Annotated in this window: 17 protein-coding genes; 13 read left to right on the forward strand and 4 right to left on the reverse strand. The window is 42.1% G+C overall.

All coding sequences use genetic code 11. From position 1 onward, the window contains the following. Positions 1 to 225 precede the first annotated feature (225 nt). Positions 226 to 1,557: an alpha/beta hydrolase gene (locus HUK62_RS03955; RefSeq protein WP_176537142.1), complete on the forward strand. Its 1,332-nt coding sequence runs from the start codon at positions 226 to 228 to the stop codon at positions 1,555 to 1,557. A 58-nt stretch (positions 1,558 to 1,615) separates the two neighbouring features. Here the strand turns inward: HUK62_RS03955 and HUK62_RS03960 are convergent, their stop codons facing one another. Continuing rightward, positions 1,616 to 2,491: a class I SAM-dependent methyltransferase gene (locus HUK62_RS03960; RefSeq protein ID WP_176537143.1), complete on the reverse strand. Its 876-nt coding sequence runs from the start codon at positions 2,489 to 2,491 to the stop codon at positions 1,616 to 1,618. 158 nt (positions 2,492 to 2,649) lie between these two features. Beyond that, the gene (gene nagZ, locus HUK62_RS03965) at positions 2,650 to 3,666 is read right to left on the reverse strand and encodes a beta-N-acetylhexosaminidase (protein WP_176537144.1); all 1,017 of its coding nucleotides are present in this window, start codon (positions 3,664 to 3,666) and stop codon (positions 2,650 to 2,652) included. 241 nt (positions 3,667 to 3,907) lie between these two features. Here nagZ and HUK62_RS03970 point away from each other — a divergent pair, with 241 nt between their 5' ends. The 11 genes from HUK62_RS03970 to HUK62_RS04020 all read left to right on the forward strand — a co-directional run bounded on the left by HUK62_RS03970 (position 3,908) and on the right by HUK62_RS04020 (position 19,343). Then, a complete protein-coding gene (locus HUK62_RS03970) occupies positions 3,908 to 6,103 on the forward strand; it encodes a carboxy terminal-processing peptidase (protein ID WP_176537145.1) in 2,196 nt (731 codons plus the stop codon). A 265-nt stretch (positions 6,104 to 6,368) separates the two neighbouring features. Further along, complete coding sequence (locus HUK62_RS03975) at positions 6,369 to 8,447, forward strand: EAL domain-containing protein (protein WP_176537146.1); 2,079 nt, start codon at positions 6,369 to 6,371, stop codon at positions 8,445 to 8,447. A 168-nt stretch (positions 8,448 to 8,615) separates the two neighbouring features. After that, positions 8,616 to 10,205, forward strand: a complete 1,590-nt coding sequence (locus tag HUK62_RS03980) for a peptide chain release factor 3 (protein WP_004692398.1) — start codon at positions 8,616 to 8,618, stop codon at positions 10,203 to 10,205. Between the two features lie 90 nt (positions 10,206 to 10,295). Beyond that, on the forward strand, positions 10,296 to 11,114 hold the full coding sequence (locus HUK62_RS03985) for a hypothetical protein (RefSeq protein ID WP_151835551.1): 819 nt from the start codon (positions 10,296 to 10,298) through the stop codon (positions 11,112 to 11,114). 47 nt (positions 11,115 to 11,161) lie between these two features. Continuing rightward, positions 11,162 to 12,112: an RsiV family protein gene (locus tag HUK62_RS03990; RefSeq protein WP_151835552.1), complete on the forward strand. Its 951-nt coding sequence runs from the start codon at positions 11,162 to 11,164 to the stop codon at positions 12,110 to 12,112. Between the two features lie 12 nt (positions 12,113 to 12,124). After that, the gene (locus HUK62_RS03995; RefSeq protein ID WP_171500530.1) at positions 12,125 to 12,940 is read left to right on the forward strand and encodes a TatD family hydrolase; all 816 of its coding nucleotides are present in this window, start codon (positions 12,125 to 12,127) and stop codon (positions 12,938 to 12,940) included. Between the two features lie 93 nt (positions 12,941 to 13,033). Beyond that, positions 13,034 to 13,780 (forward strand): IS5-like element ISAba31 family transposase, encoded by a 747-nt coding sequence (locus tag HUK62_RS04000; protein WP_004645384.1) that lies wholly within the window; start codon positions 13,034 to 13,036, stop codon positions 13,778 to 13,780. A gap of 146 nt (positions 13,781 to 13,926) precedes the next feature. Beyond that, positions 13,927 to 16,680, forward strand: coding sequence for an aconitate hydratase AcnA (gene acnA, locus HUK62_RS04005; protein WP_176537147.1), 2,754 nt, complete (start codon positions 13,927 to 13,929; stop codon positions 16,678 to 16,680). Positions 16,681 to 16,794: 114 nt separating this feature from the next. After that, positions 16,795 to 17,562 carry a tRNA threonylcarbamoyladenosine dehydratase gene (locus HUK62_RS04010; protein WP_010325913.1) on the forward strand — a complete coding sequence of 256 codons (768 nt, stop codon included), beginning with the start codon at positions 16,795 to 16,797 and terminating at the stop codon, positions 17,560 to 17,562. A gap of 97 nt (positions 17,563 to 17,659) precedes the next feature. Beyond that, on the forward strand, positions 17,660 to 18,769 hold the full coding sequence (locus HUK62_RS04015) for a DUF695 domain-containing protein (RefSeq protein WP_176537148.1): 1,110 nt from the start codon (positions 17,660 to 17,662) through the stop codon (positions 18,767 to 18,769). A gap of 64 nt (positions 18,770 to 18,833) precedes the next feature. Further along, positions 18,834 to 19,343, forward strand: coding sequence for a hypothetical protein (locus HUK62_RS04020; RefSeq protein WP_078425181.1), 510 nt, complete (start codon positions 18,834 to 18,836; stop codon positions 19,341 to 19,343). Between the two features lie 62 nt (positions 19,344 to 19,405). Here HUK62_RS04020 and dusA read toward each other — a convergent pair whose 3' ends face one another. Beyond that, positions 19,406 to 20,428, reverse strand: a complete 1,023-nt coding sequence (gene dusA / locus HUK62_RS04025; RefSeq protein WP_176537149.1) for a tRNA dihydrouridine(20/20a) synthase DusA — start codon at positions 20,426 to 20,428, stop codon at positions 19,406 to 19,408. A 134-nt stretch (positions 20,429 to 20,562) separates the two neighbouring features. Here dusA and HUK62_RS04030 point away from each other — a divergent pair, with 134 nt between their 5' ends. Further along, positions 20,563 to 21,699, forward strand: coding sequence for a tyrosine-type recombinase/integrase (locus HUK62_RS04030; protein WP_176537150.1), 1,137 nt, complete (start codon positions 20,563 to 20,565; stop codon positions 21,697 to 21,699). On the opposite strand, the gene HUK62_RS04035 is transcribed toward HUK62_RS04030, so the two are convergent. Then, positions 21,662 to 21,964: a pyocin activator PrtN family protein gene (locus tag HUK62_RS04035; RefSeq protein ID WP_176537151.1), complete on the reverse strand. Its 303-nt coding sequence runs from the start codon at positions 21,962 to 21,964 to the stop codon at positions 21,662 to 21,664. The genes HUK62_RS04030 and HUK62_RS04035 overlap by 38 nt on opposite strands. Positions 21,965 to 21,977 lie beyond the last annotated feature (13 nt).

The following is a 21,977-nucleotide window of genomic DNA, read 5'->3' on the forward strand; positions in this document are numbered from 1 at the left end:
GCGTATAGGCGGACTTATACATATTTTGAAATTGTTTTTTATCTAAAACATGATGAGCGGTTACACAATCTGTTGCGTGTAAAACAGTGCTCTGTATAGAATGAATTTTAGGACATGAAGTCCTTGCATAATTATTACAACACTGAACACCCTGTTATCGTTGACAGGCGTGATCGTGCATTTCTTGCAAAACAAAAAGTATAGGCAAGAGTAGAGGGAAGGAACATGAATTCTATGATTCAAAGGGATGCCGAGCTGTATGACGCTAATTTACGCTTAGGTTTTTTTGATGTTTACCATCGTAACAGCTTTAAAGAACCTGCACGAACCACATGGATTGAGGGCTGGAAAGTCGAATACATGGCGATTGCTCGGCCAGAGTCATTCCATCGCACGCCTATCGTGATTATCGGTGGGGCATTTCAAAACTTTAATTCCTACAAATACTGCGTTGAGCAACTGCTCGATGCTGGTCCGATTGTCCTGATTGATCTGCCTTCAATGGGCGCCAATCAACAAATTCGTAATATCGATACGGGCTTGTCTGCAGGAACATTAGAACTGGGTGATCTCGCGAAAATGCTCGGTGTTTGGTTCGACATTGAAGGATTAGACAAAGTTTCAGTGATGGGCATGTCACTGGGCTCAGTGGTGGCATCTTGTCTGGCCGATCAACGACCAGAGCTGATTGACCGTATGATTTTAATGGGTGTGATGCAAAAGACCCGTAAAAGCTGGCGGATGTTGCTGGAGGAATCGTTACATTTAATGCGTGAACAACGCATGGATGAGTTTGGTCAGGCCGTGATTTTGTATTTGGTCAATCATGCCAAAATGGATAAAACCAGAATGTCACCCACAGCCAAGCGTTTGTTCTTCAGACAGATGGCGGAGTTTACCGCAACAGAACAAGAGCGCTATGAAATCAACTGCAATCGTTTGCTTCGCCTCACCGATGTGCCGATTCCACAGTGTAAAGTCTTGGTGGCCTGTGGCCAATATGACAGTTTTACTTTGCCACATGAAAATGCCAATTTTGCATTGCAATGTCCTGACATGGAATATGCGCAAATTGCCAATGCAGACCATGTGCCACAGCTACAACGCCGTAAAGAAACCATGCATTTGTTTGCGACGTTTCTGAAGGACGAGTCCATTCAACACTTAGACGGGATTATCCCCTTTAGTCGAGCACAAATGTTGGAAATGGAGCGCCGTGGTGAAGAGCGGGTTCAGATTCAACACCCTGAAACCTTTTTAAGCTATCGCCATTCGGATTTGGTGATTGCGACAGAAGTGATGGATTTGAACTACTTTGGGGTGCTTTTACGTTTTGAGTCAGACTTGGCTGCTGTGGCGGCTAAATATCCGCGTGATTTAGCTTTGCACTTGAGCGATGACGAAGGCGAGTTTCAGATTGAATGTTTAATTTTTGCCGAAGATGGACCGCACCTTCGTGCCTTATTTAAACATGGCAGTTTTGAACTCGCGGAGCGACTGCTTCGCTTTGTGGGGCGTCAGAAACAAGAACAGACGTTGCTCGAAGCCGTGAGTTAAGTGAAAGTCAAAAATAAAAAAACAGCGTGTCATCGCTGTTTTTTTATGGGGACTAAGTTTATTGCTCGGGTTGATTGGGCTTTTGCCATTGGCTATGTATCAACCAGACCAAGTCGCCTAAGTGATCCTGCTGATCTAAGTTTGAAGTGTCAGACTGAGTGCTATTGAAAGCTAAAGTGGGTTGGTGAACGGTAACAGTGTGGAAGCCTACTTGTTTGAAAAACTGAGCCGCTTCAGGCGGACTGACAAAGTGAAAGCCAAAGGCGCTACGAGACATCCATTTTAAAAGCTTGCTACTGCTCCAGATAAAATTAGCCAGCTTATTTTTCACAGGTTCAGGGTAGAGGTCAGTCAGATAATATAACTGATCAGACTGCTGTCCGTATTGGACAATGCCTTGTAACAGTTGAGCGAGCATGTTTTTGCTAAAGTAGTTGATCAGACCTTCACTCACCACCACCAAAGGGCGGTTTGGGTCAAACACCTCAAAGGCACGGGCAAAATCTGCGCTAAATAAGTCGGCGGAGAGAACCGTTGGACTGGTCTGATCGATCTGTTTTAAGGCCTGAGTTTTCATTTGTGCCATGTCTGGTAAGTCGAGTTCACGATAGTCAATCTCAGGATACTGTTGGCGAAAGCTCCAGCCGCGTGGGGACAGGCCACTGGCAATTTCTAAAACTTGTAAGTTTGGATGCTGCTGGATTAGTGTGCTGAGGTGGTCATCAATCATTTGATGACGCTGTTTTAAGGTGGTGCGCATGCTACCACCGACGTGTTTCTCGGCCCAACTTTCGAGTGGATGTACCAGTTTGGCCAGTAACTTTCCTTTGCGGGTGGCAAATACAGGATGTGAGATGCCCATGCTATACCAAATATAACCTGTATAGTGCGCAGTAAAAGAGATATGGCGATGAGCCGATAAAGCATCTGTCATGGTATCCGTACCTGATATTTTGTTATTTTAGCGTTGTTGTTTGGGCAATGCAGAGCAAGCCTGTTGATTTATTTTGAGTTTATCATAATGAAAAAAGGACATCTTGTGATGTCCCTTTGTCCGAAATATCGCGGTTGAAATGGTCAAAGATGAAGTGCTTAACTTAATCTAAACAGTTCCACTTGGTCGCGTACTTTGGCCCAATCTTCACCTAAATACAGCTTCGACTGAACGCTGATATTTGGAATCTGACCACGCATGCGTTCTAAGCGAGCTTGGTTTGGCAGCGCCAGTTGGCTGATCCCCTCCAAGGCTACACATGCGGCTGCTCGGTCATTACATACCAGTCCCATGTCACAGCCTGCATGGAGTGCGGCTTGAATGCGTGCATCTGCACCGCCTGCAACACATGCAGCTTGCATGCTTAAATCATCTGAGAATAAGACCCCATCAAAGCCCAGTTGTTGACGTAGAACGGTTTGAATCCAATACGGTGAAAAACCTGCTGGGTTTGGATCGACTTGGTTATAAATCACATGTGCAGGCATGAGTGCATCCAACTGTGGCATCAGTTTTATAAAAGTCTGCATATCTTTGGCATAGATTTCATCATATGTGCGTGAGTCGATGGCTGCTGCGACATGCGAGTCTGCTTTGACTGAACCATGACCGGGGAAATGTTTGCCTGTCGATGCCATGCCTGCGGCTTTCATCCCTTTTAGGAATGCACTGGCCAGCGGTACGATGTCTTGAATATTTTTGGCAAAGCCACGGTCACCAATCACATCACTGATGTCATTTAAATCGAGTACAGGGGCGAAGCTAAAGTCGATACCGACGGCAAGCACTTCTGTCGCCATCAACCAGCCAGATTGTTCTGCCAAGCTTAAGGCTTTTTCAGGTTCGCTTAAGAATAGCTCGCCAAACTTACCCATGGCTGGAAGTAGGCTAAAGCCCTGTTTTAAGCGTTGCACACGTCCACCTTCTTGATCGACAGCAATCAAAATATCAGGACGAATTCGGCGCATATGGTCGGTTAGGGCGCGAACTTGTGCAGGAGATTCAATATTTCGTCCAAATAAAATCATGCCACCGACTTGCGGTGCTTGTAATAGTGCAATATCTTCTTGAGTAAGTTCTGTGCCTGCGATGTCGAGCATCAATGCGCCAATCATATTGGGTGTCCGTATTTGATTTTTTGGTCAGTGACTGTTTTGGCTCTGAAAGGTGAGCGAAACAGGTCGTTGAAAACAATACCCGAATTTTGCAATGATTTGCTACATTTTGTCAGCACAGATTATGATAAAACTACACGACATAAACAGATTAAGTTGTTTAAGATTTTGAATATTCTCAATTCATGTCGAAAAATGACATTGTAATTTTGGTCAAAAACCAAGGAACTAAGAATTATTTATGAAACTTCAAACCATTGCTTGTGCGGTTGCAATTGCAACGGGTGGATTCTTTTTCACTCATGCCATTAATGAAGCCATTGCAGCGACTGAAACTACCGCTGTAACCAAACAAGCTATTGTTCCGTCGCAGGAGCAGGCTTTGGTGTCTCGTCAACTGGCGACCTTGGTTGACCGTCAACATTATCTCAATCAACGTTTAGATGCGAAAACATCGGCACGTATTCTCGATTTCTATCTGGACAGTTTAGATCCAGACCATTCGCTGTTTCTTGCCTCTGAAGTAGAGAGTTATAAGCGTAAATATGGCTCAAACTTAGGTGCAGCTTTAAAAGCAGGTGACTTAAGTGGACCGTATGCGATTCATGCACAGTATCGAGATCGTTTGACCCAGTTTTATACCTATATGCTGGATGAGCTGAAAAAGCCGCAGAATTTAAAACAAACCAACGTTTATATCGAAACGGATCGTGAAAAGGCACCATATTTTACCAATGAAGCGGCGCAACGTCAGCATTGGAACAAAATGTTGGTTTCGCAGCTGATTAATTTGACCATCAGCAAAGAAGAAGAGTTAGCGAAGCAAAAAGCGCTTAAAGCCAACCCAGAATTGGCTAATGGACAAGATCTCACTAGCTCGGAAGATTTAACCCCAGTACAGACTTTAACCAAACGTTATACGCGCCAGTTAGAACGTATTTCACGCGTGAAAAGCGATGATGTGTTAGACAAAACACTCAATGCAATGACGCTTACATATGATCCGCACAGTAACTATTTCCCACCTGTCGATGCAATGGAATTGAACCGTCAGACGACTTTGCAGCTTGAAGGGATTGGGGTGTCGATTCGACCTGAACGGGGCAATGAAGACTACACCAAAATCGAAACCATTGTGGAAGGTGGTCCTGCGAGCAAGTCTGGACAGGTGAAGTCGGGCGACCGCATCATTGGTGTGGCGCAAGATGGCGAAAAAATGGTGGATGTGATCGGTTGGCCGAGCAATGAAATTGTGGGCTTAATCCGTGGTAAACGTGGTACCAAAGTTACCATACGGTTACTCGGTTCAGGTGCGCCGATGAGCCAAGCACGTAATGTGACCATTACCCGTGACGTCATTCAAGAAGAAGATGCTGGGGTACGTTCACGTACCGTGAATGTAGCGCGTGATGGACAACAATACACCTTTGGTGTGATTGAAATTCCGTCTTTCTATTTGAACTATCGTGCACGTCGTGCGGGCACAGAATATCGCTCTGTATCTGAAGATACCAACAATGCGCTGAAAACTTTAGCGGCCAAGAATGTCTCAGGGATTATTATCGACTTACGTAATAACCCAGGGGGTTCGCTTGAAGAAGTGGCTCGCATGCTTGGACAGGTGATTAAGTCAGGTCCTGTGGTGCAAATTCGAGATGGTAATGGCAATGTGAGCGTTTTCGAAGACGATGACAATGGTGCGCAAACCTATGCGGGTCCATTGGCAGTGATGGTGAATTTAGCATCTGCATCTGCAAGCGAAATTTATTCTGCTGCGATTCAAGACTATGAACGTGGCATTGTGATTGGTAGCACCACCACAGGTAAAGGAACCGCACAAGTTCAGCTCGACAACTTGGCGCATGGTCAAGCGACACTAACGCAACGTAAGTTTTACCGTGTAACGGGTGGCAGTACGCAGAACAAAGGCGTGATTCCAGACGTGAAGCTGGTAGATATTTACAATGAAGAGTTTGGTGAGCGTAAAGCGAAAAATGCGCTTGAGTGGGACACCATTCCAACTGCACCGTTTAAACGTGAAGGCAGTATTGCACCGTATGTGAAACGTTTAGGTGAGTTGTCGCAAGCACGCGTTAAAGTCGACCCGCAGTTTAACTATCTTGAACAGCGTAAAGAAATCTCGAAAAAGACCGAAGATCAAAAACGTGTGGTTTTAGATATTGATCAACGTAAAGCTGAATTGTTGGCACTGGAAAAACAGACTTTAGACTCGGAAAACAAGCGCCGTCAGATTGCAGGACAAAAGCCTTATGCAAACTGGGAAAGCTATCAAGCTTCTATGGAAGCTTTGGTTGAAGCACGCGCTAAAATGAAAGCGAATCAACGTCCTGCATTGCCTGAAGAGGAAGCATTTGTGACTGAATCTGCAAATGTCTTATTAGATTATGCCAAGTTGCAAAAAGGCACTGCAAAATAGTTTAATCTCTGACGCAATGTATTAAAAAGCCAGTTTCGACTGGCTTTTTATTTAAATTGTGATTTGAAACACAAATACGGGTTTGGCTGGTTACCAAACCGATCTTTAAGGTAAAATAAATCTATAAATTCTAATAAGATTTCTATGTTTTTTTCTTGACCTGAACCTGTTTGTATAAGATTCTTAATCGGGTAGCAATGCTTTTCGCCTTTGATAAAAAGGATATATAAATGAAGAAAAAGAGCAATTAATACGGACACTTTATATGATGCATGTGCATTACGATTTTAGTTTGGTATTAGGTTCAATTGTTGTGGCATTGTTGGCGTGTTTTTTTGCAGTGTCGACCGAACGCTTATTATTTCGTGCTTGGCGTAAAAAATTTCAAACAGCGCTCATTTTACTCAGTAGTTTTTTCTTAGGCTGTGCCATTTGGGCCATGCATTTTGTGGGTATGTTGGCTTGTGATTTGCCGACGCATAGTTATTTTGACCCTGCACTGACAATTCTTTCTTTTTTTATTGCTTTTATTGCATCTGTTTTTTCAATTTGGTTGACCTCGCGTCAGACCTTACCTTTTTTAAGATTGGTTTTGGGGTCGGTATTGATGGGGCTTGGTATTTCGGGCATGCATTATACTGGCATGATGGGGCTGATTATTGAGGGCTATCAGAGTGCTTATGATCCCTTGCTGACAGTTTTCTCTATCTTGATTGCGATTAGTGGCTCGGGTTTAACCTTTTGGCTGATCTTTAAATATAAAAGTGCAGTCAGTAAGAAACTGTTGTACCAATGGTATGTTGCAGGGATGATGGCCTTGACCATCGTGAGCATGCATTATACCGGCATGCTAGCAGTCTCGTTCTATCCAACCCATAGTGACAAACTGGTCATGACCCTTGAAGCAGGTCAAAGCATCGTTTTATTTGTTGTTATCTTTATTACCTGTTTGATTTTGGTGGCAGCATTTGTTGTTGCGGTGCTGGAGCAGCGTTTAGAAGAGCGCAATATTCAACTTTCTCTGGCCAATAAAGAGCTGGAAAATCAGGCTGTACAGGACAATTTAACCAAGCTGCCCAATCGATTGTATTTGGCGGAATACGCCCATTTTTTGTTTACAGATCAACGCTTCCGCAATGAAAGCATTGCCTTTTTATATATCGATTTAGACCGCTTTAAAGCCGTAAATGATGTCTTTGGGCATCATGTTGGGGATCAATTATTGGTTCAACTGACCACACGAATTCATCGCCACTTAAGTAAAAATGAAAAAATTCTCAGAATTGGTGGGGACGAGTTTCTGATGGTGCTGGAGCAGGCCACTCCAGAGCAAGCGTGCCAAATGGCGGAGCACGTGCTGGAGTTGATTCAAGATAGCTTTTTGATTGCGGGTAAAGAAATCAATGTGTCTGCGAGTATTGGTATTGCGATGTATCCTGAGCATGGCAGTAATTTGCAGGATTTACTGATTAATGCCGATGCAGCGATGCTGACCTCAAAATATCAGGGAAGAAATACCTATTCTATTTTTAACTACAGTTTTGACCAACAAGAAGCGAAAAGCCAAACTAAGCTAATCAATGACTTATATAAAGCCGTAGAAGAACAACAGTTTGTTTTGTATTACCAGCCTAAATTTACCATCCAAGATCAACGGATTTGTGGAGTCGAGGCGCTGATTCGCTGGAAGCATCCGACTTTAGGCTTGCTGACCCCCAATATGTTTATTAAAGGCGCGGAGAAAACGGGGCTGATCATCCAAATGGGGTATTGGGCTTTGGAGCAAGCATGTAAACAACTACAAATTTGGGAACGAGAGAAAATTGAACTGTATCCGATTGCCGTGAATTTATCAGCGGTGCAGTTTGAGCATAAGCATTTATTTAATAATCTTGAGCATCTTTTTGATAAATACAAGGTCAACCCAAACCATTTAATTATTGAAATCACTGAAAGTACGGCCATGCACCATATCGAAGGCAGCATTCGTACCTTACAGCGGTTACGTGAAATGGGAATTCGTTTGGCGATTGATGACTTTGGGACAGGACATTCCAGCTTTTTATATTTAAAAAATCTTCCTGTGGATGAGTTGAAGATTGATCGTGGCTTTATTCATGAGCTGACCGTTGGTTCAAAAGATGAAATGATCTTAGAAAGTATTGTTCATCTGGCGATTCGCTTGGGTTTGGTCGTGACAGCAGAAGGTGTAGAAAGTCCCCTACAAATGGAAATCTTGTCGCGTTTAGGCTGTCAGCAATTACAAGGCTATTTGTTGGGTATGCCTATGGATGTTAAGCGCTTAGAAGAGTTTGAGTACACATCGTCAACTTATTTCAATTAAGCCACTCATTGAAACGCTTTGGCGTGTGGTGCTTTCTCGCTTCGCTTGATAAAAGACAATAGAAGCTCAAGCGGTATTCGGATACAATTAGCCCAATTTAGAATTTCTTTTATAGGACTTTGTGGTCGTATCGATCATGAGGGCTATGATCAATTGCAGATTTAATTTATGTTTAAAAATGAATTAGCAGCGCAAGTTGCGCAGCGTCGTACCTTTGCGATTATTTCCCACCCCGATGCTGGTAAGACCACCATGACAGAAAAATTGCTGTTGTGGGGACAAGCTATTCAGATTGCTGGTATGGTGAAAAGCCGTAAATCGGACCGTGCTGCGACTTCAGACTGGATGGAAATGGAAAAAGAACGTGGTATTTCGATCACCACCTCTGTGATGCAGTTTCCCTTTAAAGACAAGATGATCAACCTACTCGATACGCCGGGACACGAAGACTTCTCTGAAGATACGTATCGTACCTTAACAGCGGTCGATTCAGCTTTGATGGTGATCGATGGTGCAAAAGGTGTTGAAGATCGTACCGTGAAACTGATGGAAGTGTGTCGTATGCGTGACACACCGATCATTTCATTTGTGAACAAAATGGACCGTGAAATCCGTGAGCCTTTAGAGCTGTTGGATGAAATTGAAAACGTTCTCAAAATCAAATGTGTGCCGATTACTTGGCCGCTTGGTACAGGTCGTGACTTCGCTGGGGTGTTTAACCTGATCGAAGAAAAGTTTTACGTGTATAAAGCAGGTTTTGGTTCAACCATTACCGAAATTGAAGTCCGTGATGGCTATGACTATCCAGACTTACGTGAAAAAGTCGGTGAGTTGGCTTGGGCGGCATTTGAAGAGTCTCTAGAACTGGTGCAAATGGCCAATGAGCCTTTAGACCGCACAGAGTTCCTTGCGGGTCGTCAAACGCCTGTATTGTTTGGTACAGCATTAGGTAACTTTGGTGTAGACCATGTGTTAGATGCATTTAGCAACTATGCGCCTGAACCTAAAGCGCACCCAACAGAAAATCGTTTGGTTGAAGCAACTGAAGAGGGTTTTACTGGCTTTGTTTTTAAAATTCAAGCCAATATGGACCCGAAACACCGTGACCGTATTGCCTTTATGCGTATTTGTTCAGGCAAATATGAAAAAGGTTTGAAAATGAAGCATGTGCGTCTAGATAAAGATGTGCGTATTAGTGATGCTTTGACTTTTTTAGCTGGTGATCGTCAGCATCTAGAAGAAGCATGGCCGGGCGACATTATTGGTTTACATAACCACGGTACGATTCAAATTGGTGATACCTTCACCTCAGGTGAAAAATTGCAATTTACGGGTATTCCGCACTTCGCCCCTGAAATGTTCCGCCGTGTACGTTTGAAAGATCCATTGAAATCGAAGCAGTTACAAAAAGGCTTAAAAGAACTTTCAGAAGAAGGTGCAACACAGGTCTTCATGCCGCAAAATAGCAATGACTTGATTGTCGGTGCGGTAGGTGTGCTTCAGTTTGAAGTGGTGGCATACCGTTTGAAAGAAGAATACAAAGTCGACTGCGTCTACGAGCCTGTGAGCATTAACACTGTGCGCTGGGTGTCATGTGATGATGACAAAAAATTCAATGAATTTAAGAAAAAAGCACATGACCAACTATCGGTAGATGGTGGTGGTCACTTGACCTACTTGGCACCGAGTCGTGTGAACTTACAACTGATGCAAGAGCGTTATCCAGACATCGTGTTCCGCAATACCCGCGAACACTAATCGGGATGTTAAAAAATAAAACAGCTTCTTCGTGAAGCTGTTTTATTATGCAAGATACTTTATTTTAATCATGAATTTCATGGAAGACGCATGTTGCAGAAACAGGCTATTTATACAATATTGGTGAGTTTGACTGTCTTATTGACGGCATGTGACTCCTCTAAACAATCTGAAACAGACGCAGATGCCAAAAGCTCGGTATTTAAAACAGAGCAGGCTGAAGTGTTACCATATTTAAATATTCAGCAACAAGCGGCTGATATTGCACAACCATTTTGTGAAACCAAGAATTGTATTGAATTAGATCTGCAAAGTCTAACAACGGCAGATCCGTGGTTAAACCAATGGATTGCCAAAAGTCAGGCTCGCGTGATTCAAGATCAAATTGGCTTAAAACAAGACATGAGCTTACAGCAAGCTATTAATGCCTATGTGAAAAAGTCGGATACATGGCAAGCCGAATTCAAGGCCAACAAGGCTTATAGCTTGGCGATGTATACGCGTATACCGTATCAGCGCAATCAGTTTGTGCTCATGCAAATTGGGGTTGATACCAATCAAGAGAATGTAAATGTTAAGGAACGTTATTATTTCTTTGTTGCAGATCGTAAAAATCAAAAAGCGGTGGCATTATTAGATTTAATTCACCCGAAACAGCAACTGGCGATGAATGTGTTGGTGCAAAAAGCGTATCAAGACTGGTTGAAGAAACAAGAACCTGAGGTGAGAAAATCTGCACCTGCGAAGTTGTACTGGGGGCAAGCAGATTGGTTCTTTGACCAAGAGGGCATCGGTTTACACTACCGGACTCATGAGATTGTAAAAGATGGGACTCAGCTTGATATTTATTTGACGAAAGCACAAACTCAACAGGTATTAAAAGCCGATGTCTATACCCAGTTGTTTTAGTGCATTGGCCAAAGCAAGAGCCGGCTTCACAAAGTAATAGGTTATATATGTTAAAAAGCAAAATAATATTTACAATCAGCGTACTTGCAGCTGCCATTAGTTTGACAGCCTGCCAACCAAAAGATAAAGAGCCTCAAACTCCTGCAACGCAAACCACAGCGGCTTCAGAGGTAGAAACAGCCTTAAAGCTGGTCGGTGACACAGAAAAATTACAATTCGAATTACCTGAATGTGATGGCAATGCTTGCCCAGAATTAAACATTGATCGTTTGCAAAGTAATCAAGCATTTATTGATGATTTTATTGATCAACAAATTGTGAAAGATTTATCGCAGATTATTGATATTTCGCCGATGCATAGCAGTTCTGATACCACGGCATCAAGTGCGGTGGCGGCAAGTTCTGAACCTGCAGTAGTGGGCCAAGTCATCACCCCTAAACTGAAACTAGAGAAACAAGTTCAACCTTATTTGGCTGCTTTTCTGGGTTTAGACCAAGAGTTGAAAGCCTTAAGTTCTAACCATCAAATTAGTTTGATGATTAAGCCTAAAATTCTAAATGCCAAAGATCCTTTGGCCACGGTGGTATTGAACACCAGTAGCTACTTAGGCGGTGCACATGGTTCATCGTCACAGCATTATTATAATTTTGACTTGAAGCAGCAAAAGCTGGTGAGTTTGGATGATCTATTGTTGCCGAATCAGAAGGCGGCGTTAAATAGAGTTGCGCATGAAGCCTTTCGTACTTGGGTCGTCGACTCTAAGTTAGCGACCAATGTCGATGAATATGAGCAAGCGTGGAAGTTTAGTTTGAGTAACAATTATTACTTGGGCACTGAAGGTCTGATTTTGCAATATGGCGAGTATGAAATTGGCCCTTATGTGGTGGGTTTACCGCGCTTAACTCTTGGTTATGATCAACTCCAGAAAATTTTAAAGCCTGAGTATTTACCCAAAGCCAAACAGAGCGTACAGGCTGCTTCAGAAGCCAAGAGCTAATCAAGCATGAGCTTGCCTTTGTTCGACACCCATACTCATTTTGATGTTGCCGATTTTGATACTGATCGGCAACATTTGGCCGAGCAAGCAAAACATGTTGGGGTAGAGGCACTGGTCCTTATTGGTTTTCTTGAATCACGATTTGATACGCTGATTCAGACACATCAGCAACTCAAAAGCTGGGAGAATATTCCGTGCTCTTATCTTGCCCCAGGTTTACATCCGTTTTATATCGAACAGCATCAGACTGAACACTTACAACGTTTAGAGCAGGTTTTGCAGCAGCAGGACTGCGTAGCTGTGGGTGAAATTGGTTTAGACACCTTTTTTAAACAACATAAACAGCCTGCACTTTTCGCCAAGCAGCAATCTTATTTTTCTGCACAACTGGAACTTGCTCAGCAATATCAAAAGCCAGTGTTATTACATATTCGTAAAGCGCATGCAGAAAGCATTGCTCTTTTAAAAGCCCAAAAATTCAAATTCGGTGGTATCGCTCATGCCTTTAGTGGTGGGGTGGAAGAAGCCAAGGCCTTGGTCAAACTCGGTTTTAAAATTGGAGTCACAGGGCAAATCACCAATCCAAATGCCAAAAAATTGCATCAAGTGGTGCAAGCACTTGGTAGCGAACATTTGGTGATTGAAACGGACTGTCCAGATATGACACCGTTGTGTTGTCAAACATCGACCGAGCATCGCACCCGCAATACACCGGTAAATTTACCTTATGTTTTGGAGAGTCTCGCACAGACACTGGATCAGTCTGAGCGGTCGTTAGCAACTCAACTCTGGCAGAACTCATTGGCTGCGTTGAATTTAAAATTTTAGAAGAATAAGACAATAGGGTGTGTTGACACTTTTAGCTTAAAAAAATAGCGAAGTAGTAAAATCAAATCGCCAAACCCAATTTTACTATTCGCTATGCCTCGTACCATGCTGACAGATCAACACTGGCAAAAGTTGAAAGTTATTCTGCGTAATTTATCCATTCACCACAACTCAAATTTACGCAATTTTATTGAAGCTATTCTCTATAGAATTAGAACAGGCTGTCCGTGGCGAGATATTCCTTGTTGTTTTGGTCATTCAAACTCTATTTTCAAACGTTTTAATCGTTGGTCAAGCAGCGGTAAGTTACTTAGATTATTCAAATTACTAGCCTCATGCCCCGATATGGAGTGGATTTTTATTGATGGCTCTCATGTACGTGCTCATCAACATTCTGCCGGCATAGCGAATCAATCTATTTCTAAAAGTGTAGGAGGAAACTCCTCAAAAATACATTTGATTGTTGATGCACATGGCAATCCTATTGATTTCATGATTACCGATGGAACCACACATGATGTTAAAGTTGCACCTGATTTAATATCAACATTAGATTTAAAAGAGACAAAAGTGGTATGTGCAGATAAAGGCTATGATTCAGAACCACTGCGTGAACAGATCAGGAAAACAGGGACTAAAGCGAATATACCAAAGAAAACAAATAGCCAATCGAACAATGACCATATGGACTGGTATTTATATAAAATCAGGCATTTAGTTGAAAATATGTTTTGTAGATTAAAGCAATTTAGAGGAATAGCTACTCGATATGACAAGCTCAAAAGAAATTATCAAAGTTCTGTTGCTTTAGCCTGTATATTTTTATGGCTACCTTTATAGGGTTAATTATGAACAGTAAATGTCAACAGACCCTAATCTCGATAAAAATAAGATAACCAAAAGGGAACACATTCTTTTCTAAACAGGCTTACATTAAAGAAAGAACATCATAATAAATAAATTCGCCAATACTAGAGGGCAACCGAATGGCCAGATATAGCAAAATCAATAGTTTCAATGCATTACAAACATTCATGGTGGGTGAAAAATCCTATCAAATTTTTAACCTCCCTCAAGCCGCCCAAACATTGGGTAATATTGATCAATTACCCAAGTCTTTAAAGGTCTTACTCGAAAATTTACTCCGTTTTGAAGATCAAAAAAGTGTAAAAGTAGAGCATATTCAAGCCCTAGTCGATTGGCAAAAAACCAGAAGCTCTGATCAGGAAATTCAATATCGGCCAGCACGCGTACTGATGCAGGATTTCACAGGGGTTCCCGCCGTGGTTGACTTGGCAGCCATGCGTGCCGCAATGGCACAAGCGGGGGGCGATCCGAATTTGATTAATCCTTTGTCTCCTGTAGATTTAGTGATTGACCATTCGGTGATGGTCGATCATTTTGCAGATAAAGATGCCTTTGCTGAAAATGTCGAAATTGAAATGCAGCGTAATGGTGAGCGCTATCAGTTCTTACGTTGGGGGCAATCTGCATTTAATAACTTTAGTGTTGTTCCGCCAGGGACAGGGATTTGCCACCAAGTCAATTTAGAGTATCTGGCTCAAGCGGTATGGCTAGGCGAAGATGAGGGACAAACTTTTGCATTCCCTGACACTTTGGTTGGAACAGACTCACACACCACCATGATCAATGGCTTAGGCGTGCTGGGCTGGGGGGTTGGCGGGATTGAAGCTGAAGCGGCGATGCTCGGGCAGCCTGTATCTATGTTGATTCCTGAAGTCATCGGTTTCAAACTCATAGGGAAACTCAATGAAGGCATTACCGCCACAGATTTGGTTTTAACCATCACACAAATGCTACGCCAAAAAGGCGTGGTTGGTAAATTTGTCGAATTTTATGGCGATGGTTTGGCTGACTTGCCTTTGGCTGACCGCGCCACTATTGCCAATATGGCCCCTGAATATGGTGCAACCTGCGGTTTCTTCCCGATTGATGATGTGACCTTGGCCTATTTAGCGTTGACAGGTCGTGAGCAACAACGGATTGATTTGGTTGAAGCGTATAGCAAAGCGCAGGGCTTATGGCGAAATGCAGGTGATGAACCCGTTTTTACCGATACTTTGAGCTTGGACATGAGTACAGTGCAGGCCAGTTTGGCAGGCCCTAAACGTCCGCAAGATCGTGTCTTGCTAGCAGATGTACCTAAAACTTTTCATGATTTGATGGAACTAAATCTCAAGCCAGCAAAAGAAGCCAAAGAGCGTTTAGAAAATGAAGGCGGTGGCACAGCTGTTGAAGCTAAAAAAGCCAATCTACCGCATGAGGAGCCATCTTGTACCATTGATGGAAAGTCTTACCCATTGAACCATGGTGATGTAGTCATTTCAGCCATCACCTCATGCACCAATACGTCCAATCCCAGCGTGATGTTAGCCGCGGGACTCCTTGCCAAAAAAGCCATTGAAAAAGGCCTACAGCGTAAACCGTGGGTGAAAAGTTCGCTTGCGCCCGGTTCTAAAGTAGTGACCGATTATTTGGCTGCGGCTGGTTTAACACCGTATTTGGATGAGTTGGGTTATAACCTTGTTGGCTATGGCTGTACCACGTGTATCGGCAACTCTGGACCACTGCCTGAACCCATTGAAGAAGCCATACAGTGCCATGATCTCAATGTCGCTTCAGTGCTTTCAGGCAACCGTAACTTTGAAGGGCGTGTGCATCCTCTGGTGAAAACCAACTGGTTGGCTTCGCCGCCCTTAGTGGTGGCTTATGGTTTGACGGGCAATATCCGTACAGATCTGACCACGCAACCGATTGGTCTAGGCAAAGATGGGAAAGCAGTCTACTTGAAGGATATTTGGCCGAGTCAGGCTGAAATTAATCATGCGCTACAGAGCGTGAATACCGCGATGTTCCATAAAGAATATGCCGCAGTATTTGATGGTGATGCAGCATGGCAGGCGATTCAGATTCCTCAAAGTCAGACCTATGCTTGGCAAGAGAATTCAACCTATATTCGCCACCCGCCATTTTTTGAAGAGATAGATCAGCCACCGAAACCGATTACCAATATTGAACAGGCACGTATTTTGGCTGTGCTTGGAGACTCGGTCACCACCGATCATATTTCCCCAGCGGGTAATATCAAGAAAGACAGCCCCGCGGGACGCTATTTGCAAGAGCAAGGGGTTGAACCCAAAGACTTCAACTCTTACGGGTCTCGACGTGGGAACCATGAAGTGATGATGCGAGGTACTTTTGCCAATATCCGCATTAAGAATGAAATGTTGGGCGGTGAAGAAGGTGGAAACACGATCTATATTCCAACCGGAGAAACCTTGCCGATTTATGATGCTTCTATGCTTTATCAGCAGCAACATATGCCATTAATCATTATTGCTGGGAAAGAGTATGGCACAGGCTCATCACGTGACTGGGCTGCCAAAGGTACGAACTTATTGGGAGTTAAAGCGGTGATTGCCGAAAGTTTTGAACGAATTCATCGTTCGAATTTGGTTGGTATGGGTGTATTGCCATTGCAATTTATCGATGGACAAACACGCCAATTCTTAAATTTGACAGGTCGGGAAGTGCTTTCGATTCATGGGTTGTCGGATGATCTCCAACCGCATCAAACCTTGGAAATTCAAGTGTTTCGAGAAGATGGTAGCCAAGACCAATTTACAGTGTTGTGCCGTATTGATACCTTGAATGAGGTCGAATACTTTAAAGCTGGCGGTATTTTGCATTATGTACTGCGTAATTTAATTGCAGCCTAATCTCAATGTAATAAAGTCCTGTCAGTAGCAGGGCTTTATTGTTTGTAGCGATACATTCAATCCAAGGTCGTATTCAGGTAAAATGAACACGATTTTACCGATATAGATGTACGCATGACTGATCTGCAACATGATGAATATGACCGCCGTTTTGCTGGTGTAGCCAAAATTTATGGAGACGAGGCCTTTTCATATTATGAAAAAAGTCATGTGATGGTGATCGGAATTGGTGGTGTAGGTTCGTGGGCAGTCGAGGCTTTAGCGCGTACAGGCGTTGGAGAATTAACACTGGTTGATATGGACTCGATTGCGGCTTCCAATATTAACCGTCAATTGCCAGCCATGAGCTCAACCTTGGGTCATGAAAAAATTGAAGTGATGGCCGAGCGTTGTCGATCCATCAATCCACGGATCAAAATCAATTTGATCGATGACTATTTGACCCCAGAAAATGTCAAAGAAATTTTAGAACATCGACCAGACTTAATTTTAGATTGTATTGATGACGTCAAAGCTAAATTAGCACTGATGTTGCACTGTCGTTTTAATAAGATCCCATTGATTGTTTCAGGGGGAGCCGGGGGGAAGCTCGACCCATTGAAAATCCGAGTGGCTGATCTGTCTAAAACCGAACAAGATCCCATGTTAGCAAAGCTTCGAACTCAGTTGCGTGGCATGGGGATTTGTAAAAAACCAAAAGAAAAGTTCGGCATTAGCTGTGTCTATTCGATTGATAATCCATTTTCCAGCGCAGATGTGTGTCCAAGTGCAGGCCTACGCTGTGGTGGCTATGGTTCTGCGGTGGTGGTGACTTCAAGCTTTGCGATGGTGGCAGTGGCGGAAGTGTTGAAAAAACTAGATGGAATGAAAGCGAAACAATAATACTGTTTTAGGTTTAATTGGACTGTATACATCGATATATTGATACAGTCCATAGACCACAAAAAATATTGAAACCAATAGAAAAAAGAGAAAAAAAATGAGCTTTTTAAAAAAATTATGGGGTTCTCAAAAACAAAAAACGCCTGCGAATGAAAATGCATATACTGCATTTTGGCAATGGTTTCAGCAGCATCAACAGCATTTTCACCACATTGTGAATCAAGGCAGTAAAACTGAAATCGAGCGGGATTTCTTTGATCGATTGACGCCTGAATTGGAAAAAGTCCATAGCGGCATCTTTTTTCTGACGGGCATGCTGACCCCGCAAACAGCTGAATTAATTCTTACCCCCGATGGCATCATTCCAAATATTGTTTTTGTGGAAGAGCTGATTGCAGCTGCACCTGAGATTGCAGGGTGGAAGTTCACTGCGCTTAAACCTGAAAGCGATATTCATCAAGTCGGGATTAATATGCATGGCTATGAGTTTAGTCAGCAGACTTTGTCTTTTTATTTTAATCAGCAAGCCGAGTATCCCGATGAGATAGATCTGATTGTGGTACATGATGAATATAATCCAGCTGAAAACGATGCGTTTTTACAGGCTGTGTATATTTTCCTCGATAACTATTTGGGCGAGTATGATGCGATCACCAAATTAGACAATGTTTCTGTGCAGTCTAAGCAAGGTGCCGAAAAAGAATTGCTACCGATTCACTTGCTCAAAAAGATTTTAATTTTAAAAAGTAGCGAAATTTCAAGACTAGATAAAATTACCCGTTCAAATACGGATGCTGATGAATTTGTCAGTTTGGAAGGTGAAACCAATGAAGGTCTACCGTTGCTGGCGACTTTAAATCGTACACTTTTAACATGGGATCAAAAAGCCTCACATCCGTGGATGATGTTGATTGAAATCTCTTATGATGGTCAGCATTCAAATGGCATGCCTGCATCTACAGATTATGAGCTACTGAATTTGATAGAAGACGAATTATTACAAGAGCTTAAGGATGTGGATGGCTATTTAAATATTGGTCGTGAAACGGGTAATCACTTAAGAACCATATATTTTGCGTGTAAAGAGTTTCGAAAGCCATCCAAAGTCATTGATCAAGTAATTGAAAAATATAAAGACAACTTTGAAATAGAGGTCAGTCTGTTTAAAGACAAATACTGGCGTGCTCTGAGTAAATTTACTGGTTAAGCTCTTATATAAAAGAAAAGTTCGCCTGAAGCACTTTTAAAATATAACGGGATAAAGCAACTCCATGACTCATCTTTCAGGGCATTCCAAACTTGATGTTAAAATAGTGGCTTTAGGGATCATTTTGAGTTGTGGTGTTGTATATGCTATTTACTCAACCGTTCGTCATTTTTATGTTTTAAATCAGGTCAATGAAGCCAAAGAAATGATGAGTGATATACAGTCATTATTGGTTTGGTCAATGCATCAGCATCATGATGATGTCACGCAGGCTTGTCATTTTAAAAATATACAACAGATTGCTCAATCCGTAGAATTTCAAAATATGAATCGTATTTTAAAATTACAGGATCAAATTCATCAGCAAAGTCAATTTGTTGAACAGATTAAAGTAAATGCCACCCCTGATTTACATGGTTGTATAACTACGGCTTACTTTAGAAAAGAACCCTTTGTCAGCGAGCTTATTGCAGGAAAGTATATTTCCTATCATTATGATTTTAAGACTGAAACAATAAAATGTGTCACCAATATACACAAGCGTGCTTTAGTGAAAGCTTGTACTCGGCTATAACGGTGAAACATAAAAAAGCGAAGCAGATGCTTCGCTTTTTTCGTTTAGATCAACGTTCTAAATTACTGAGCTAGAGTGTGTTCTTTTAAATAATCTTCGGTGCGTTGCATTGCGTCTTTAATGTTAAGAATTGCATTTTCAACATCGGCAAAAGTCTTGGCATTACCACCACTTAAAGCCTGACGCCATTTTCGAGCACCCGGAAGGTTTTGGAATAAACCCAAAATATGGCGCGTGATAATCGACAATGGCGCACCCTCAGCCATACGCTTAGCAATATACGGCAACATTTGGTCAATAATTTCAAAGCGATCAGGTAGATCCAAATTCCACAGCTGCCCCAGCTCTGCCAAAAGGTAGGGGTTATGGTAGGCTTCACGACCAATCATCACACCATCCACATGTTTGAGATGTTCTTGTGTTTCAGCAAAGGTTTTGATCCCGCCATTAATCTCAATCAATAGATTTGGGCATTCTTGCTTTAAACGATAGACATCTTCATAACGTAGTGGCGGAACTTCACGGTTTTCTTTCGGAGAAAGTCCCTGAAGTAATGCAATACGTGCATGTACAATAAAATTATTACAGCCTGTTTTGGCTACGGTATCGACAAAATGCAGCATCTCTTCATAAGACTGCATATCATCAATGCCGATACGGTGCTTTACCGTCACTGGAATATCGACGGCATTTTGCATTTCAGCGATACATTCTGCAACGAGGTCCGGTTCTGCCATGAGGCATGCGCCAATTTTATTGTTTTGTACACGGTCACTTGGACAGCCGACATTTAAGTTGACTTCATCATAGCCCCAGTCTTGTGCCATTTTGGTACAAGTGGCTAAGTCTTTAGGGTTTGAGCCACCGAGTTGTAAAACGATCGGGTGTTCTTCATTGTTGTAATCGAGATGTCGATTTGCACCGCCAAACAGGATCGCGCCAGTGGTCACCATTTCTGTATAAAGAATGACGTTCGGGTTAAATAGACGCGCAAAGAAACGATAATCTTTGGTTGTCCAATCCATCATCGGTGCAACACTGATTCTGAAATCTTTAGTATTTTCAAGAGTGTCTGATTTAATCATTAAAAATCATCCATTTATGTTGATATTGATACTAAATTATTTGCAACCATTCACGCCTAATTCGCACCGTTTCGATTAGAATTTACGCCATTTTTACGCCATAATGGCGTAAATTTTTCTATGGCGTAAATTTTGTGGGTACTATAGCACAACGAAAACTCAAGGATGGAACAATCCGTTATCGTGCGGAGATCAGAATCAATAAAAAAGGATTTCCTGCATTTAAAGAAAGCCAGACATTTTCTACAAAGCGATTAGCTAGCCTGTGGATTGGTAAACGTGAAGCAGAGATAGATGAAAATCCCGAGATTCTCTTTGGACAGGAAAACTTGGTGGACTTAACCTTAGATGATGCGATTACCAAATATTTAGCAGAGGTTGGTGACCAATATGGGCGTACTAAAACATACTCGCTTAAATTAATTCAAAAGTTACCCATAGCTCAGAATATGATTACAGAAATAGGTTCAACCCATATTTCCAGTCACGTGTCTCTGCGGAAAAAGGGAGTTGATAAACTGAATCTACAGCCAATCGCTACCAGTACATTGCAACATGAGTTATTACATATCAGGGGAGTATTAAGCCATGCTTCAATTATGTGGAATTTAAAAGTAGATTTACCAACATTTGATAAAACCACTGCCCAATTGAGGAAGACTCGTCAAATATCATCGAGTCAAAAAAGAGATAGACTACCTACTTTTGATGAGCTTGAAAGCCTTACAAAGTATTTTGTCAGAAAATGGAATCACTCATCTTACAGCTACCCTATGCACTTAATCATGTGGTTTGCGATTTTCTCTTGCAGGCGGGAAGCAGAGATTACACGGATGCAATTGGATGACTATGATGAAACGAATAAACTATGGAAGATTCGGGATTTAAAAAATCCGAATGGCTCTAAAGGCAACCACAAAGAGTTTAGTGTCCATGATGATTGTCAGCAAATGATTGATTTATTGCTTGATGGAGATATTCGTCATCGGATGTTAAAACGAGGTTACGATGAAAACCTACTCGTGCCATTAAGTCCAAAAACGATGGGGAGCGAATTTAGAAAGGCTTGTAAGTTGCTGGGAATAGATGACTTACATTTTCATGATTTACGTCATGAGGGCTGTACACGGTTAGCAGAGAAAGGAATGACTATTCCACAAATCCAGCAAGTGAGCTTGCATGATTCGTGGAGTAGTCTTGAAAGATATGTATCTGTAAAGGTCAGAAAAAATGTTATTTGTGTTGATCAGATTTTAAAATTGATTGCATGAGCTTTTTGTAGTCTTCAAATTGAGACTTATATTTCTCTTCAAGAACAAAAGCTAAGTCAAAAATATCAACAAAGTATGGTGCTTTTTGACTCTCATCGAATTTAAAGCAGCAAAATGGAAACTCTCCATCACGAGCTTTTTCTAATCTTTTAGCCTTACTGGTAATATGGGGATAGTACATATCACATACTTGGTCAAGTGTTGGTGTAGCAGTTCTAAATTGCAGAAATAAGTAGTCCGAAGCCTTGATAATTGCACTTTTCATAAGGTATGCCTTT

The sequence above is a fragment of the Acinetobacter sp. NEB 394 genome, from assembly GCF_013374795.1.
GTDB lineage: Bacteria > Pseudomonadota > Gammaproteobacteria > Pseudomonadales > Moraxellaceae > Acinetobacter > Acinetobacter johnsonii.

Bases quoted from the DNA above. Each gene is read 5' to 3' on its own strand.
- HUK62_RS03955 (WP_176537142.1), top strand. From the start codon at position 226: ATGAATTCTATGATTCAAAGGGATGCCGAGCTGTATGACGCTAATTTA.
- HUK62_RS03960 (WP_176537143.1), bottom strand. From the start codon at position 2,491: ATGACAGATGCTTTATCGGCTCATCGCCATATCTCTTTTACTGCGCAC.
- nagZ (WP_176537144.1), bottom strand. From the start codon at position 3,666: ATGATTGGCGCATTGATGCTCGACATCGCAGGCACAGAACTTACTCAA.
- HUK62_RS03970 (WP_176537145.1), top strand. From the start codon at position 3,908: ATGAAACTTCAAACCATTGCTTGTGCGGTTGCAATTGCAACGGGTGGA.
- HUK62_RS03975 (WP_176537146.1), top strand. From the start codon at position 6,369: ATGATGCATGTGCATTACGATTTTAGTTTGGTATTAGGTTCAATTGTT.
- HUK62_RS03980 (WP_004692398.1), top strand. From the start codon at position 8,616: ATGTTTAAAAATGAATTAGCAGCGCAAGTTGCGCAGCGTCGTACCTTT.
- HUK62_RS03985 (WP_151835551.1), top strand. From the start codon at position 10,296: ATGTTGCAGAAACAGGCTATTTATACAATATTGGTGAGTTTGACTGTC.
- HUK62_RS03990 (WP_151835552.1), top strand. From the start codon at position 11,162: ATGTTAAAAAGCAAAATAATATTTACAATCAGCGTACTTGCAGCTGCC.
- HUK62_RS04000 (WP_004645384.1), top strand. From the start codon at position 13,034: ATGCCTCGTACCATGCTGACAGATCAACACTGGCAAAAGTTGAAAGTT.
- acnA (WP_176537147.1), top strand. From the start codon at position 13,927: ATGGCCAGATATAGCAAAATCAATAGTTTCAATGCATTACAAACATTC.
- HUK62_RS04010 (WP_010325913.1), top strand. From the start codon at position 16,795: ATGACTGATCTGCAACATGATGAATATGACCGCCGTTTTGCTGGTGTA.
- HUK62_RS04015 (WP_176537148.1), top strand. From the start codon at position 17,660: ATGAGCTTTTTAAAAAAATTATGGGGTTCTCAAAAACAAAAAACGCCT.
- HUK62_RS04020 (WP_078425181.1), top strand. From the start codon at position 18,834: ATGACTCATCTTTCAGGGCATTCCAAACTTGATGTTAAAATAGTGGCT.
- dusA (WP_176537149.1), bottom strand. From the start codon at position 20,428: ATGATTAAATCAGACACTCTTGAAAATACTAAAGATTTCAGAATCAGT.
- HUK62_RS04035 (WP_176537151.1), bottom strand. From the start codon at position 21,964: ATGAAAAGTGCAATTATCAAGGCTTCGGACTACTTATTTCTGCAATTT.